This is a genomic window from Pseudomonas sp. GX19020, from assembly GCF_023371075.1.
GTDB lineage: Bacteria > Pseudomonadota > Alphaproteobacteria > Rhodobacterales > Rhodobacteraceae > Pseudogemmobacter.
Genome location: NZ_JAMCCR010000010.1, coordinates 104,893 through 118,914, shown reverse-complemented (window position 1 = coordinate 118,914; position 14,022 = coordinate 104,893). Strand labels below are relative to the sequence as shown.

Below are 14,022 nucleotides of genomic sequence, written 5' to 3'. Positions count from 1 at the left end.
CTTATTTAACTGAGCCGAATGACAGGCCCTGAACCAGGTATTTCTGGATGAATCTCACCGCGATCAGCAGGGGCAGAATGGCCAGCGAGACGCCGGCCGAAACCTGCGAGATCTGCACCCCGTTTGAGGTTTGCAGCGCGGCAAGTGCCACCGGAACCGTGGCGGTTTTTGAGCCGCCGAGGATCAGCGCGAAAAGGAATTCATTCCAGGACAGGATGAACCCCAGCACAGCCGCCGCCATAATTCCTGGCGCGGCGACCGGCAGAACCACACGCCAGAACGCCCCCCAGCGGGTGGCGCCATCGGTCATAGCTGCGCCCTCCAGATCCTCGGGGATCGACTCGAAAAACCCCATCAGGATCCAGGTCAGGAAAGGCAGATTGATCGCGGAATAGACCAGCACGAGGCCGGTCAGCGAATTGGTGAGGCCGGTGACGCGGTACAGCATGAAAACCGGCAGCGCGAGCGCCACCGGCGGCAGCATCTGGCTTGCCAGCGTGGCGAAACGGGCAAAGCGCCCACCGGTGCGGAACCGCGCAAAGGCATAGCCCGTCATGGCGGCCAGCGGCATTGTCAGCACCACGGAAAGCAGGGCAACAATCAGGGAATTCATGTAGTTGCGGCCAAAATTTTTCTCGGCAAACAGCGCCCGGTAATTGTCCAGCGTGACTGCGGGGAAAACCTCTCTCGAATAAGAGGCATGTTCTGGCACCAGCGAGGTGCGAAATACCCAGAGGATCGGCAACAGCACAATCAGGCAGGCCAGGATCAGCCCCAGATGCGACAATACGCGGCGCATCATGGTGCAGTCCGCCTTGGCCAGGCCTTGCCATCCGAGGCACGGAAGAGATGCATCTGCGCCATATCGGCGTGCAGCGTGACCTGATCGCCGAAGGCTGGCAGGAAATGGCGCCCGGTGCGCGCTGAAATCGCAACGCCTCCTGCCGTCTCGATGCCGATCAGGTTTTCGGCACCAAGCGCTTCGCGCACCACGACCCTGCCGGTGACCGGCAAAGTGCCGGCAGAGGGCTCCGACAGGACATCCTCTGCCCGCAGCCCCAGAATGGCGGGTTCCTGCGTGGCACTTGCATAAAGCGCCGCCTGGGCCGGCGGCAGCGCGCCCTCAAGAGGTCCTGCTTTCAGCAGGAGCTCTGTGCCATGGAGGGTCAGGCTGGCCGGGATAAGGTTCATCGCAGGTGACGCAAGGAACTGCGCCACGAATGTATTGGCCGGGTTGGCATAGACCTCAAGCGGTGGGCCGACCTGTTCGATATGGCCATCACGCATGATACAGATGCGGTCACCCATGGTCATGGCCTCGACATGGTCATGGGTGACAAACACCATGGTCTTGCCAAGACGGCGATGAAGTTTCACCAGCTCCTGGCGCATCTCACCGCGCAGCTTGGCATCGAGATTGGACAATGGCTCATCCATCAGAAAGGCATCCGGCTCGCGCACCATGGCCCGGCCAAGCGCTACGCGCTGGCGCTGCCCCCCGGAAAGCGCACCGGGCCGGCGGTCGAGATAGGGTTCCAGCCCGAGGATTGCCGCGGCTTCGGCGATGCGCCGGTCCTGCTCTGCGACAGGTGTGCCCCGCATCTTCATGCCAAAGCGCATGTTTTCACGTACCGACATATGTGGGTAAAGGGCGTAGCTCTGGAACACCACGGCGACGTTGCGGTCCCTCGGCGCAAGCTCGGTCACGTCGCGCGTGCCAATGCGGATCCGTCCCGAGGTGACCTCTTCCAGCCCGGCGATCATTCTGAGCGTTGTGGATTTTCCGCAGCCCGAGGGGCCCAGAAGCACCATGAATTCGCCTTCGCCGATGGTGAGGGAGACCTCCCTGACCCCGAACACGCCACTGCCATAATCGCGGCTGATATTGTCGAGTGTGATCGCTGTCAAAAGAGCCTCATTCCCGGGCGGTTATGTGAAAAATGCGGGTTCGGACATTACCGAACACGCGCGGCGGAGGCGGGATCAGGTCGTGTAAACGCCGCCGGTCACGTTGATCGCCTGGCCGGTCATGAAGCGGGCCGCATCAGAGCAAAGGAAGACGACAACCCCTGCGACATCCTCTGGTGTCTCGATCCGGCCGAGCGGCGTCTGGCGGATGTAATCCTGCTCTACCTCATCGGGGGTCATACCGCGCAGTTCGGCTTCCCAGAGGATTTCGCGCTCCTGCATCGAGGTGCGCACAAAGCCCGGGCAAACCGCATTCACCCGAATGCCCTTCGGCGCCAGTTCCCGTGCAAGGCCCTGGGTCCAGCCGACCACCGCGAATTTCGAGGCAGAGTAATGTGCCAGAAGAGGAGCGCCAATCTTGGCCGCCAGCGAGGCAGTGTTGACAATGACACCACGGCTTTGCTGCAGGAAATAGCGCGAAACGATCTGGTTTGTCAGAAAGACGCCCCGCGCATTCACATCCATATTGAAGTCCCAGTCCTCGTCCGTCAGATCAACGGCCGCGCGCATGGTGGATACTCCGGCATTGGCGATGCAGATCTCGATTCCGCCAGCCAGTTCCAGCGCCTGATCGAACGCGGCCTGAACCGAATCGCGTTCGCGCACATCTGCTCTGACAGCATGATGACCAGCGCCGAGCGATGCCGCCGCAGCCTTTGCCGCCTCAAGGTTCAGGTCGGCAATCACCACCTGAATTCCCTGCGCTGCCAGTGCCTTCGCAATCGCAAACCCTATCCCGGTCGCTGCGCCGGTGACGAAGGCCCGCTTGCCGTCAAGGCCCGGGTGTTGCTGCTCGGCCAGCTGATCTGCACGCATTTGGAATCTCCCTTGCTGGCAGAAATCAAACAAAACTTTCTGGATGACGCAAGAATAATGTTTGAGTATGTTCGATTTCTGCGATTTGTATGTTTTGATTTGATCGATCTTGCGCCGCTCCGACCTTGTGGCGAAGCACTTGCGCAGGCAAAACATGGAAAGGCCGGGAGATTCCTGGCGCGATGTGATACGGGCCAGGGAATACCATACCCCTACCCCGAAAAGGATCAGGCCAGGACATGATACCGCCCGAACAGATGATTGCCACCGAACCCCCTGAGCCCGCCTCCCCCGGAGCAGCAGCGCCACAGGCCGCGACCGGGATTGCGCGCGCTCCGGCTCAGGCCCGCATGGTCCGCATTCTTGAAAGGCTGAATGAAGGGGGCTCGGTCACGGTTACCGATCTGGCCCATGAATTCGGCGTCTCAGATATGACGGTGCGCCGCGACCTTGCGGAGCTTGAACGTGACGGCTTGCTGGAGCGCGTCCATGGCGGTGCCATCGGTCTGAGCCGCGGCCCGCTGACGGTGATTGATGATATAGAGCCCGCTTTCGAAGCCCGCGCCCGGCAGAATGCCGACCGTAAGGCCCGGATCGCTCTTGCTGCCGCCCGCCATGTGGCGGGTCGCAATGCGCTTGCCTTTGATCTGGGCACCACGGTCCTTGCCGCTGCGCGTGCGGTTGCTGCTGCGGGACCGCAGCCACAGATGCGGGTTTTCACCAACAGCATGCGCGCCGGCCAGGCGATGGCCCGCGCCGGGCTCTCTGTCTACATGAGCGGCGGCCTGATCCGGGCCGAAGAAATGTCGCTGACCGGCACCGAGGCCGTTGACGGATTTTCGCGCTATTATTTCGACGTCGCGCTGCTTGGTGCCTCGGGGATGACGGCCGAAGGTGTCTTTGACTATTCGCCGGAGGAGGCCGCCGTGAAGACGGTTTTCCTGCAGCGCTCGGCCGAACGTGTGCTGCTGCTGGACAGCACAAAGTTCCGTCGCGTCTCCACGGTGCTGATCGCCTCTCTTGCGGAACTTTCCACCCTGATCACCGATGCGCCTCCACCCCCGGATCTGGCTTCTGTGCTGGATGGGGCCGGGGTGCGGGTGATCCTTGCCTGACCCGAAACCCTGCGCAGCGGATCTTCTGAATGACTGTCTTTCTCGGCCTCGATATCGGCACAACCTCGACCATCGGTATCCTCGCGGATATTGCGGGCAAAGTGCTGGCGCTCGCCTCGCGCCCTGTCACGCTTTATGCTGAAAAGCCGGGCTGGGCCGAGGAAGACCCCGCGCAATGGTGGGCGAATTGCTGCGATCTGATCCCCGAACTTCTGGAAACCGCAGGAATTTCCGCCGCTGAGATTGCAGGCATCGGCGTGGCCGGAATGCTGCCTGCCACGGTTTTGCTGGATGAGACGGGTGCGGTGCTGCGCCGCTCGATCCAGCAAAGTGACGGGCGTGCTGGCGCAGAAGTCGAGGAGATGAAGCGCGAGATTGACGAGCCGGACTTCCTGAAAGCTGCGGGCTGCGGCGTCAATCAGCAGCTTGTGGGTGCCAAGATCCGCTGGCTGGCCCGCCATGAACCAGAGGTGCTGGCCCGGGCAAAGGTGCTGCTTGGCTCTTATGACTATATCAATTTCCGGCTTACCGGCGTCGCGGCGGTCGAGCAGAACTGGGCGCTGGAGGCGGGAATCGTCAATGTCGCTTCGGGCAGGATCGATCTCTCCCAGGCGGCACGAACCGGGATTCCGCCGCATCTGCTTCCGCCGCTGATTGCCTCTTCGGCCGTGCTCGGCAAGGTCACAGCCGCCGCAGCGGCGGCAACAGGCCTTGCCGAGGGCACCCCCGTCATCGGCGGCGCTGCGGATATGATCGCCTCATGTCTTGGGGCCGGTGTGGTTTCTGGCGGCGATGTATTGCTGAAATTCGGCGGCGCGGTGGATATCCTGACCGCAACCGATGTGCTGAGCCCGGATCCTCGCCTCTTTCTCGATTACCACCTGATCCCGGGCCTCTGGATGCCCAATGGCTGCATGTCGACCGGCGGTTCGGTACTGAACTGGTTTGCAGACACTTTTGCGTCCGGGATCGCTCCGCTCAATGGCTCGCGTCATGCCGCGCTTGATGCGCTGGCGGCAGACCGGCCCGCCGGCGCCATGGGGCTTACCTTCCTGCCCTATCTGCTGGGCGAGAAAACCCCCCTGCATGATCCGGCGGCACGTGGCGCGCTGAACGGGCTGACGCTGTCACATGATCTGGGCCATGTCTGGCGGGCGATCCTTGAATCCTATGCCTATGCGATCCGCCACCATATCGAGATTTTCCGCGAGATCGGGCATAAGACGCGGCGCTTCATGGTCTCGGATGGCGGCGCGAAATCCTCGGTCTGGATGGGAATTGTCGCCGATGTGCTCGGGGAACCGTTGCACCGGCCTGGCGGGCATCCGGGCTCCTGCCTCGGCGCGGCGTGGACGGCGGCAGTGGGGCTTGGTGCGGCGGAATGGGGTGGGATCACCGCTTTTACCAGCCAGGACCGCCTTTTCACCCCCGACCCCGCCAATCGCAAGGTATATGATAAGGGCTATGCCGCGTTCCGTGATCTCTATCGCCGACTGGACGGGTCCCAGTCGTGACAGGTTTTCCCTGGAACGCAATTGCCTGGGATATCGACGGAACTCTGATCGACAGTGAGCCGCTGCATCACCGGGCCTTGCTCGCGACCTGTGCGGCGCATGGCCTTGATCTGTCCGCTCTGCCGGTAAGCACATTTGTTGGCACCCATCTGCGCGATGTCTGGCAGGCCCTTCGTGCCGATCTGGAAGAAGGGCTGACCGAGGCAGGATTCTACCGGCAAATTAACCTCAATTATGTGGCGGGGTCGGGCAGCCTGACTGAAATTCCCGGTGCTGTGGCTGTGGTGCGGGCGCTGGATGCGCTCGGGGTGATCCAGGTCTGCGCCTCCAATTCTGATCGCGAGGTGGTGGATGCCAATCTGGCGGCCCTGCAAATCGACAAGATCATGCGCGGCACCATCTCGCTTGACGATGTCCGCGAGGGAAAGCCGGCGCCCGATCCCTATCTTCGCGCCGCAGAGCTGGCAGGCGTTGCGCCGGGCGAGATTCTGGCAGTTGAAGACAGCCTGACCGGAATGAGGGCGGCGCAAAGTGCCGGTATGCGTGTTGCATTGCTCTTGCCCCCGGGCCACCCCGACCCTGCAGGAGACCTGCAGCCGGACTACCGCATCACCGCATTGAACCAGATCCCCGGTCTGCGTCGCTGATCGCAGCTTAACCCTCGTTCTGATCCGCGCCTATCAAGGCCCCCGCTTTTGGCGGGGGTATTCGCCGTTGGCAGAACCGCTTCGCGGTGACTGCGGGCAATTTGCTCCTCACCAGCGCAAGTCTTGCGAATTTCAGTTGACAAGTCCCCGGGACTCTTTGCAAGGTCGTTATCTGTTATAACAAATTACAGGCATCGCGGATGCAACCCTCTCTCGTCCAGCGTCTTCTGACCCATACAATCCTCGGGTTTTGCAGCCTGGTGGTGCTCTTGCCGCTGCTTTGGGTGCTCAGGACCTCGTTTGCCGATAAGGTGGTGGCCTATCAGCTGCCCCCGGAAATCTTCTTCGTTCCGACCCTGGAGAACTATCGGACCATCCTTTCCGAGATGAACTTCGGAACGTTCTTCCTTAACAGCCTGGTGATTTCCCTGGCTTCGACTGTGCTGGCGGTGGTGATCGGGGCTTTGGCGGCATATGCGATCGACCGCTACCAGGCTGGCGGTAAGGCAATGCCGGTGATCATCCTTGCGACCCAGATGATGCCACCCATCGTGCTGGTGATCCCGTTCTTCCTGATCTTCAAAGATATCGGGCTGACCGATTCCCATCTTGGGCTGATCATCACCTATCTGGCCTTCAACCTGCCCTATGTGGTCTGGCTGCTGATGAGCTTTATGAAGCGCGTCCCGCGAGAGCTCGACGAGGCAGCGCTGATCGATGGATGCACACCATTCACCGCCTTTATCCGGATCATCGTGCCGGCCCTTCTGCCTGGTATCGGCGCCGCCACAATCCTCAGCTTCGTGCTCAGCTGGAATGAGTTTCTCTTTGCACTGATGCTTTCCGGCAATGACTCGAAAACCCTTCCGGTCGCTATTTCGAGCCTCGTAACGCAGCAAGGCACAGCAATCGGCGCGGTCAGTGCAGCGACGATCCTCGCCATGCTGCCAATGGCAGTCCTCTATTTCGCCATGCGCCGTTTCCTCGTCTCGGGGCTGAACTCAGGCGCGGTGAAGGGCTGAGCCCCAAAATAAAACAAGGGCAAAGCCCTGAAACAAACCAACAAGGAGACAGAAATGACCCGTTTGACGAAAACCGGGCTCGGTATAACCGCCGCGCTTCTGATGACCACCTCGGGCGCGCTGGCTGATGCGGCCGCCGTCTGCCAGGGCAAGACGCTGAACCTGCTGCTGGAGACTGTGCCCGACAGCACGGCACTTCTGGAGGTTGCACCTGAATTCGAAGCTCTCTCCGGTGCAAAGCTCAATCTGGAAGCGGTGAATTACTCGCTGATGCATGAAAAGCTGGTACCAAGCCTTACCGCTTCGTCCGGCTCCTATGATGTGCTGGTGGTCGACAGTTACTGGGCCGGGGAGTTTGTCACTGCGAACTGGATCCTGCCGCTCGATGACCGGATCGCGGCGGACGGGGTCGATACCTCGGCCTATTATCCGGCACTGATGGAGGTGAATGGCCACGTTAAGGGCAGCACCTATATGTTGCCCTTCTGGCAATATGCGATGGGGATGCTTTACCGCAAGGACATCACTGACAGTGCAGAGTTCCAGGCAGCCTATAAAGAGAAATTTGGCCGTGACTGGCGCCTGCCCGAGACCCTGCAGGAATATGCCGAACTGGCGAAATGGGCGGGCGAGTTTACCGGCAAGGCCGGTGTCGCAATGTCCGGTCAGCGCGCCGATCCGGTGGTGATGGAGGCGACCAATTACCTCTTCTCGCTTGGCGGCGATTTCTACAACCGTGAAACCTGGGAGCCGGCACTGAGCTCTCCCGAGGCCATCGAGGCGGTGACGATCTATGCCGACCTGATGAAGAATGCCGCCCAGCCGGGCGCACTCGGGGCCAATTTTGACGATGTGGCCAATGCGCTGAAACAGGATAAAGCCGTCATGGCAATTCAGTTTCTCTTCCTGATGCCGACGCTTCAGGATCCTAAGGAAAGCCAGGTTGTCGACAAGATGGCCTTTGCGCGGATGCCAGGCAAGGACAGCCTGCTTGGCGGCTGGGGCTGGGCAATTCCGTCCAACGCGACCAATCCCGACTGCTCGTGGGAATTCATCAAATGGGCGGAATCGAAAGATGTCGCGATGAAACGCGCTATGGCGGGCGGACAGCCGACCCAGGCCTGGATCTATGACGATGCCGCCTATCTGGAGCGCTGGCCGGCGATGGGCGCGGTCGGTGACGCCCTTGCCCATGCCAAGGGTCTCCCTGTGATGTCGCGCGCAACCCAGCTTGTCGAGGTCTTCGCCGAGGTGATGGGCGATGTTCTGGCAAATAACACCGATCCGGCCACCGCCATCGCCAATGCGGAAGACAAGCTTGCGCGTCTGACCCGCGGCGATCCGCTGCTGAAATAAGCGGAACCTGTAACATGTCACGGCCCGCCTTTGCCGGGCCGTGATACCCGATCCCAGCGACGGATGCCCGAAGACATGACACGCGCCACCCCGAACAGTTCCCGCCGCGACGGCTTCTCTGTCGGCTTTTACAAACTGCTTTTCATGACGCCCACGATCCTCGTGCTGGCGCTGGTGGTGGCGGGGCCGCTGCTTTACTCGCTCTGGCTCAGCCTGCACGAATATATCATCACCTATGGAATGGGTGATCTGATCTGGTTCGAGAACTACACCCTGATGATGAGCGAGGAATTCGCCGGCGTCTCATGGGTGACGATGAAGCTCACCGTGATCGTCGTCGTGCTGGAGTTTCTGATCGCCTTCGGGCTTGCACTGCTTCTGAACCAGCCCTGGCTGAAGATGCGCAATTTCTATCTGGTCGTGCTGATGCTGCCGATCCTGATGACGCCCGTCGCGGTGGCGCTGATGTTCCGGCTGATGTTCAACCCCAATCTGGGCATCATCAACTGGGTACTGTCGCAAGTCGGCATTCCCGAACAGGGCTGGTTCGGAGATCCCGATCTTGCCCTTGCGACAGTGGTTTTCGTTGATATCTGGAACGAGACCTCCCTCATGCTGATCATGCTTTACGCCGGGCTTAAATCGCTGCCCCAGGACCCGGTGGAGGCGGCCCGGATTGATGGCGCCAGCTCCTGGCAGATCCTCTGGCATGTGACATTGCCCATGCTCAGGCCGGTGATCCTTGTGACGGTGCTGATCCGCCTGATCACCGCGCTGAAGAGCTATGACCTGATTTACATGCTGACCCAGGGCGGTCCGGGTAAAGTCACCGAAACGATCAGCTTCTATGCCTACAGGCTGGGCTTTCGCTTCCTTGATATCGGCCAGGCGGCGGCTGTGTCCTTCATTCTGCTGGCTGCGGTCGTGGCCCTGACCGTGCTTCTCCTGCGCATCATGAAAGAGAAATGAAGATGGATGCCGGTCAGACCCCGCGCTGGACGCGCATGCTGGAATGGGACCAGCGCCCTCTGCGGCTTGACAGCTTTTCAGAAGAAAACCCGGAACATGGCTTTGCCGTCTTCCATTCCCCCTGGGATCCTGTGCCGGGCCTTGTACTGGGTGCGGCAGGCGAGATCCTTGAGATGGATGGCCGCAAGGCTGCGGATTTCGATATTCTCGACGCATTCATCGCCGCGCATCACCTCGATGTTGCCGTTGCGCCCGAGGCGATGGCACTCGACAGCACCGGGATCGCCCGGATGCTGGTCGATGTGAACGTGCCGCGTGAAGAGCTGGAGCGGCTGGCCCGCGGCATGACGCCTGCGAAACTGGCCGAGGTGGTCGGGCGGCTTTCGATGCTGGAGGCGACTTTCGCCTATTCCAAGATGCGCCAGCGCCACAGCCCCGGCAATCAGGCGCATGTGACCAATGCCAAGGATGACCCGCTGCAACTGGCGGCAGACAGCGCCATTGCTGTTGCGCTTGGCTTTGACGAGATCGAGACGACGATGCGGGTGGCGGGCAATGCATGGGCAAATGCGCTGGCCTGCACCGTAGGCGCGGCCTCGGGGCGTGGTTCGACCCTTTTCCAATGTTCCATCGAAGAGGCCGAGGAACTGAAAATCGGTCTTGCGGGCCTTGCCACCTACGCCGAGACGGTTTCGGTCTACGGCTCTGAGCGCAGCTTTGTTGACGGTGATGACACGCCCTGGTCCAAGACCTTCCTGACCGCAGCCTATGCCTCGCGCGGCATCAAGGCGCGCTGCACGTCGGGCGCCGGGTCTGAGCTGCTGATGGGCTTTCATGAGAAATGCTCGGTCCTTTATCTTGAGGCGCGCTGCCTGTGTCTGCAACGCGCCATGGGCGTGCAGGGTACGCAGAACGGTGGCGTCGATGGGGCGCCGCTGACCGCCTCCATGCCCGGTGGCGTGCGCGAACTGATGGCAGAAAATCTGCTGGCGGTCTGGCTGGGCCTCGAATGCGCCTCCGGGAATGACACCAAAACCTCGGAATCAGAGGTCAGGATCGGTGCGAAGATCACGCCCTATCTTCTGGCAGGATCCGACCTGATCACCTCGGGGTTCGGCTCGATCCGCGCCTATGACAATTCGTTCAATCCCTCTTTGTTCAATGCGGAAGAGCTGGAGGATTATCTGACCCTGCAACGCGATTTCCAGGCCGATGGCGGGCTTGCGCCGGTTGCAGAGACAACGGCACTGGCCCTGCGCCGTCAGGCAGTCCTGGCTTTGGCAGATGTGCTGGACGAGCTGGGCCTTGCGAAGGCCGGGGCCGAGATGATCGAAAGCGTGATCCATGCCTCTGGCTCGAATGAAACAGAGACATTCTCGCCGTTGCGCACGCTGCAGATCAGCCAGGACATTGCAGCACGCGACCTGACCGCGCTTGACGTGGTACGCGCTCTGGCGCTGCGCGGGCATCGTGAGATGGCAGAAAACCTGATGTCCATGCTGCGCCAGCGCGTCAGCGGTGATTATCTGCAGACCTCGGCCATCGTGCGCGACGGGCGCGTCGTATCGGCCGTCAACGACCCGAACCGCTATTCCGGCCCGGGCACCGGCTACCGCATGGACGAAGACCGCTGGAACCGCGTCAAAGCGGTGCGGGGAACGATCAACCGCAATCATATCCTCGCCGGCGAGGGCCGCCACCAGGCCCCCTCGGGCGCCGCGCAATTCTACCCGATCGGCGAGGCCGCTCCGGGCCGTGATCCGCATGAGGTGGTGATCGGCATCTCTCCGGCCTTCGGGGAGAGGCTGCACCAGACCACCGCCGGCCACGCCGTAAGCGATGTGCTGGATGCCCTGACAAAGGGTATTCTCGAAGGCGGGGCCTTGCCGCGTGTCGTCCGCATCCGTCACACCGCCGATACCTCATTTCTCGGGCTGACGGCGGCACGGCTGGCAGGTTCGGGTTTCGGCATCGGCATTCAGGCCAAGGGCACAGCGATCATTCACCAGAAAGACCGGCTGCCGCATATGAACCTGGAGCTTTTCTCCAATGCGCCTCTGGTCCGCCTTGATCAGTATCGCGCAATGGGCCGCAACGCGGGCCGCATGACCTGGGGTGAGTTGCCTGAGCCGATCATCGTGACCAATGATGGCCAGGCACTTGGAGCGCGGTTCCATCCGCGTGTGGCATTGCTCTACGCCATCGAGACCGAGATGACCGACCCCACAGCCGCCCCCGAAGAGATGTTTTTCGCCAGCGCGGAGCGCAACGCATGAGCCAGTCTCCACTTGATCTCTATCCGCTTTCGGAAAAGGCGCCGGAGCTGGTGCGTACCCCCGGCGGTCTGGGGCTTGATGACTTCACCGTTGATGCCGCCGTGGCGGGGCGGATCGGGCCGCAGGACCTTGCGATCACGCCCGAGGTGCTGCGGCTTCAGGCGGATATCGCCCGCGCGGCAAGGCGCGATAAACTGGCCGAGAACTTTGAGCGCGCGGCCGAGCTGACCGCTGTGCCGCAGGAAATGCTGCTCGACACCTACGAGCTGCTGCGCCCTGGCAGGGCCGGCTCAGCAGCTGAGTTACGCGCCCGCGCGCAGCTGATGCGCGACAGTTTCAATGCGCCCCTGATTGCGGCGCTGATCGAAGAGGCCGCCGAAATCGGCGAGAAACGCGGCCTTTTCACCAAAAGATTCTAGGAAGGACAGGGCTATGGCAGAGGTAGAAGTCGTCCGACTCGCCAAAAGTTTCGGGACCCATGACATCATCCGCGATCTCGATCTGAAAATCGAAGACGGGGAATTCGTCGTATTGGTCGGCCCCTCGGGCTGCGGCAAGACCACGCTTTTGCGCATGATCGCAGGGCTGGAGCCGACAACGGCAGGGGAAATCCGCATCGGGGCGCGGGATGTGACGCATCTGTCACCGAAGAACCGTGACATCGCGATGGTTTTCCAGTCTTACGCGCTTTACCCGCATATGACGGCGGCTGAAAATATGGGCTTCAGCCTGAAGCTTGCGAAGGTTCCGGCGGCAAAGATTGCCGATCAGGTGGCGCGTGCGGCAAAGCTCCTGCATATCGACCACCTTCTGAACCGCAAGCCGCGTGAACTGTCGGGCGGTCAGCGTCAGCGGGTTGCCATGGGCCGCGCTATGGTGCGCGAACCGGCGGTCTATCTCTTCGACGAGCCGCTCTCCAATCTGGATGCGCAACTGCGCACCTCGATGCGGGCCGAGATCAAGCGGATGCATCTCGAAGAAAAACAGACGGTGATCTATGTCACCCATGACCAGATCGAGGCCATGACACTTGCCGACCGCATTGTCGCGATGCGGGCCGGCAAGATCGAACAGATCGGCAGCCCCGATACGCTTTACAATCGCCCGGCCAGCACATTCGTCGCGAAATTCATCGGGTCGCCGGCAATGAACCTGCTGCCCGCTGAACTGACCGGCGGTGAAATCCGCGTCGGGGCCGGGCCTTCCTTCGCCCTTCCCGCCGGTTTTGCCCATTTGCGCGGCGAGACGGGCCGCAAGGTTCTGCTTGGGATTCGTCCCGAAGCCTTCCACCTTGCGCCGCTTCAGGCGGACTGGCCGGCTTTCCAGGTCACGGCCTCGCTGATCGAACCCTGCGGTGCAGAGGTCTATGTGATCGGCGATCTCGCGGGCCAGGAGGTGACCCTGCGGCTGGCCCCCGGAACCGCCCCTGCCCGTGGCGAGAGCCGCAGCTTCTTTGCCGATACCGGCGCAATCCATCTGTTTGATGCCGCAACCGAGCGCAGCCTGCGGGAGCCCGCCAAGGGTGAGGGGGAAAAAGCATGACCACGCAAAAGCTTCTGGACGGCAAGACCGCCCTGGTGACCGCCGCCGGATCTGGGATTGGGGCGGCATCGGCAGAAATTCTTGCAGCAAACGGCGCCTTCGTCATGGTGACGGATCGCGACGCTTCTGCTGCGGCTGCGACGGCCGCACGGATCAGGGACGCCGGGGGCGAGGCGGGGTCTGCCGCGCTTGATGTGGCGGATGAAGCGTCAATCACCTCGGTTTTTGCAGCGCTGGTCGCTGATCGGGGCGCGTTGAACATCCTGCACAATCACGCCGGCATCCAGATCGCGGGCGCGATGGAGGATATCGGCGCGGATGAAATGCGCAAAAGCTATGAGATCAATGTCGTTGCACAGTTTGCGGCCTGCAAGGCGGCGCTGCCGCATATGCGCGCGCAAGGCGGCGGCGTGATCCTGAACACGGCCTCGAATGCAGGGGTGTTCCTCGACAAGGGCATGCTTGCCTATATCACCACCAAATCCGCCGTCATTACGATGACAAAGCAGATCGCGCTGGATTACGCCAAAGACGGCATCCGGGTGAATGCGCTTTGCCCGGGCTGGGTGGATACCCCTTTCAATGGCCCCTATGAGGCGCAGCTTGGCGGACGGGCTGCGCTGGAGAAGGTGGTCGGCACCCTGGTGCCGATGGGCCGGTTCGGACGGGTGGAAGAAATCGCCGAAGCGATCCTTTTCCTGTGCTCGGACCGTTCTTCTTTCATCACCGGCCATGCTCTTGTTGCGGATGGCGGCGAATGCCTCGCCGGTGGCAGCAATTCCTCTGTGTAAGCCGCC

At 61.5% G+C, this 14,022-nt stretch carries 13 protein-coding genes; 10 read left to right on the top strand and 3 right to left on the bottom strand.

What is annotated here, in order from left to right:
- Position 1 precedes the first annotated feature (1 nt).
- The 3 genes from M3484_RS15605 to M3484_RS15590 all read right to left on the bottom strand — a co-directional run bounded on the left by M3484_RS15605 (position 2) and on the right by M3484_RS15590 (position 2,784).
- Positions 2-802 (bottom strand): carbohydrate ABC transporter permease, encoded by an 801-nt coding sequence (locus tag M3484_RS15605; protein ID WP_249497618.1) that lies wholly within the window; start codon positions 800-802, stop codon positions 2-4.
- Complete coding sequence (locus M3484_RS23695; RefSeq protein ID WP_283258459.1) at positions 799-1,908, bottom strand: ABC transporter ATP-binding protein; 1,110 nt, start codon at positions 1,906-1,908, stop codon at positions 799-801. The genes M3484_RS15605 and M3484_RS23695 overlap by 4 nt, the downstream gene beginning before the upstream one ends.
- A gap of 75 nt (positions 1,909-1,983) precedes the next feature.
- Positions 1,984-2,784: an SDR family NAD(P)-dependent oxidoreductase gene (locus tag M3484_RS15590; RefSeq protein ID WP_092904437.1), complete on the bottom strand. Its 801-nt coding sequence runs from the start codon at positions 2,782-2,784 to the stop codon at positions 1,984-1,986.
- Positions 2,785-3,023: 239 nt separating this feature from the next.
- Between M3484_RS15590 and M3484_RS15585 the strand changes: the two genes are divergently transcribed.
- From M3484_RS15585 to M3484_RS15540, 10 genes are all read left to right on the top strand, one after another.
- On the top strand, positions 3,024-3,899 hold the full coding sequence (locus M3484_RS15585; protein WP_249497604.1) for a DeoR/GlpR family DNA-binding transcription regulator: 876 nt from the start codon (positions 3,024-3,026) through the stop codon (positions 3,897-3,899).
- 29 nt (positions 3,900-3,928) lie between these two features.
- Complete coding sequence (locus M3484_RS15580; RefSeq protein ID WP_249497602.1) at positions 3,929-5,413, top strand: FGGY-family carbohydrate kinase; 1,485 nt, start codon at positions 3,929-3,931, stop codon at positions 5,411-5,413.
- The gene (locus M3484_RS15575) at positions 5,410-6,060 is read left to right on the top strand and encodes an HAD family hydrolase (RefSeq protein ID WP_249497599.1); all 651 of its coding nucleotides are present in this window, start codon (positions 5,410-5,412) and stop codon (positions 6,058-6,060) included. Before M3484_RS15580 ends, M3484_RS15575 begins: the two co-directional genes overlap by 4 nt.
- Before the next feature lie 200 nt (positions 6,061-6,260).
- Positions 6,261-7,082, top strand: a complete 822-nt coding sequence (locus tag M3484_RS15570; RefSeq protein ID WP_092904248.1) for a carbohydrate ABC transporter permease — start codon at positions 6,261-6,263, stop codon at positions 7,080-7,082.
- A gap of 54 nt (positions 7,083-7,136) precedes the next feature.
- Positions 7,137-8,438 (top strand): extracellular solute-binding protein, encoded by a 1,302-nt coding sequence (locus M3484_RS15565; protein ID WP_249497597.1) that lies wholly within the window; start codon positions 7,137-7,139, stop codon positions 8,436-8,438.
- 75 nt (positions 8,439-8,513) lie between these two features.
- A complete protein-coding gene (locus M3484_RS15560; protein WP_171909715.1) occupies positions 8,514-9,407 on the top strand; it encodes a carbohydrate ABC transporter permease in 894 nt (297 codons plus the stop codon).
- Complete coding sequence (locus tag M3484_RS15555) at positions 9,404-11,683, top strand: propanediol/glycerol family dehydratase large subunit (protein ID WP_249497595.1); 2,280 nt, start codon at positions 9,404-9,406, stop codon at positions 11,681-11,683. The genes M3484_RS15560 and M3484_RS15555 overlap by 4 nt, the downstream gene beginning before the upstream one ends.
- The gene (locus tag M3484_RS15550) at positions 11,680-12,102 is read left to right on the top strand and encodes a diol dehydratase small subunit (protein WP_249497593.1); all 423 of its coding nucleotides are present in this window, start codon (positions 11,680-11,682) and stop codon (positions 12,100-12,102) included. Before M3484_RS15555 ends, M3484_RS15550 begins: the two co-directional genes overlap by 4 nt.
- A gap of 13 nt (positions 12,103-12,115) precedes the next feature.
- Complete coding sequence (locus M3484_RS15545) at positions 12,116-13,225, top strand: ABC transporter ATP-binding protein (RefSeq protein WP_249497591.1); 1,110 nt, start codon at positions 12,116-12,118, stop codon at positions 13,223-13,225.
- On the top strand, positions 13,222-14,016 hold the full coding sequence (locus M3484_RS15540; RefSeq protein ID WP_249497583.1) for an SDR family NAD(P)-dependent oxidoreductase: 795 nt from the start codon (positions 13,222-13,224) through the stop codon (positions 14,014-14,016). Before M3484_RS15545 ends, M3484_RS15540 begins: the two co-directional genes overlap by 4 nt.
- Positions 14,017-14,022 lie beyond the last annotated feature (6 nt).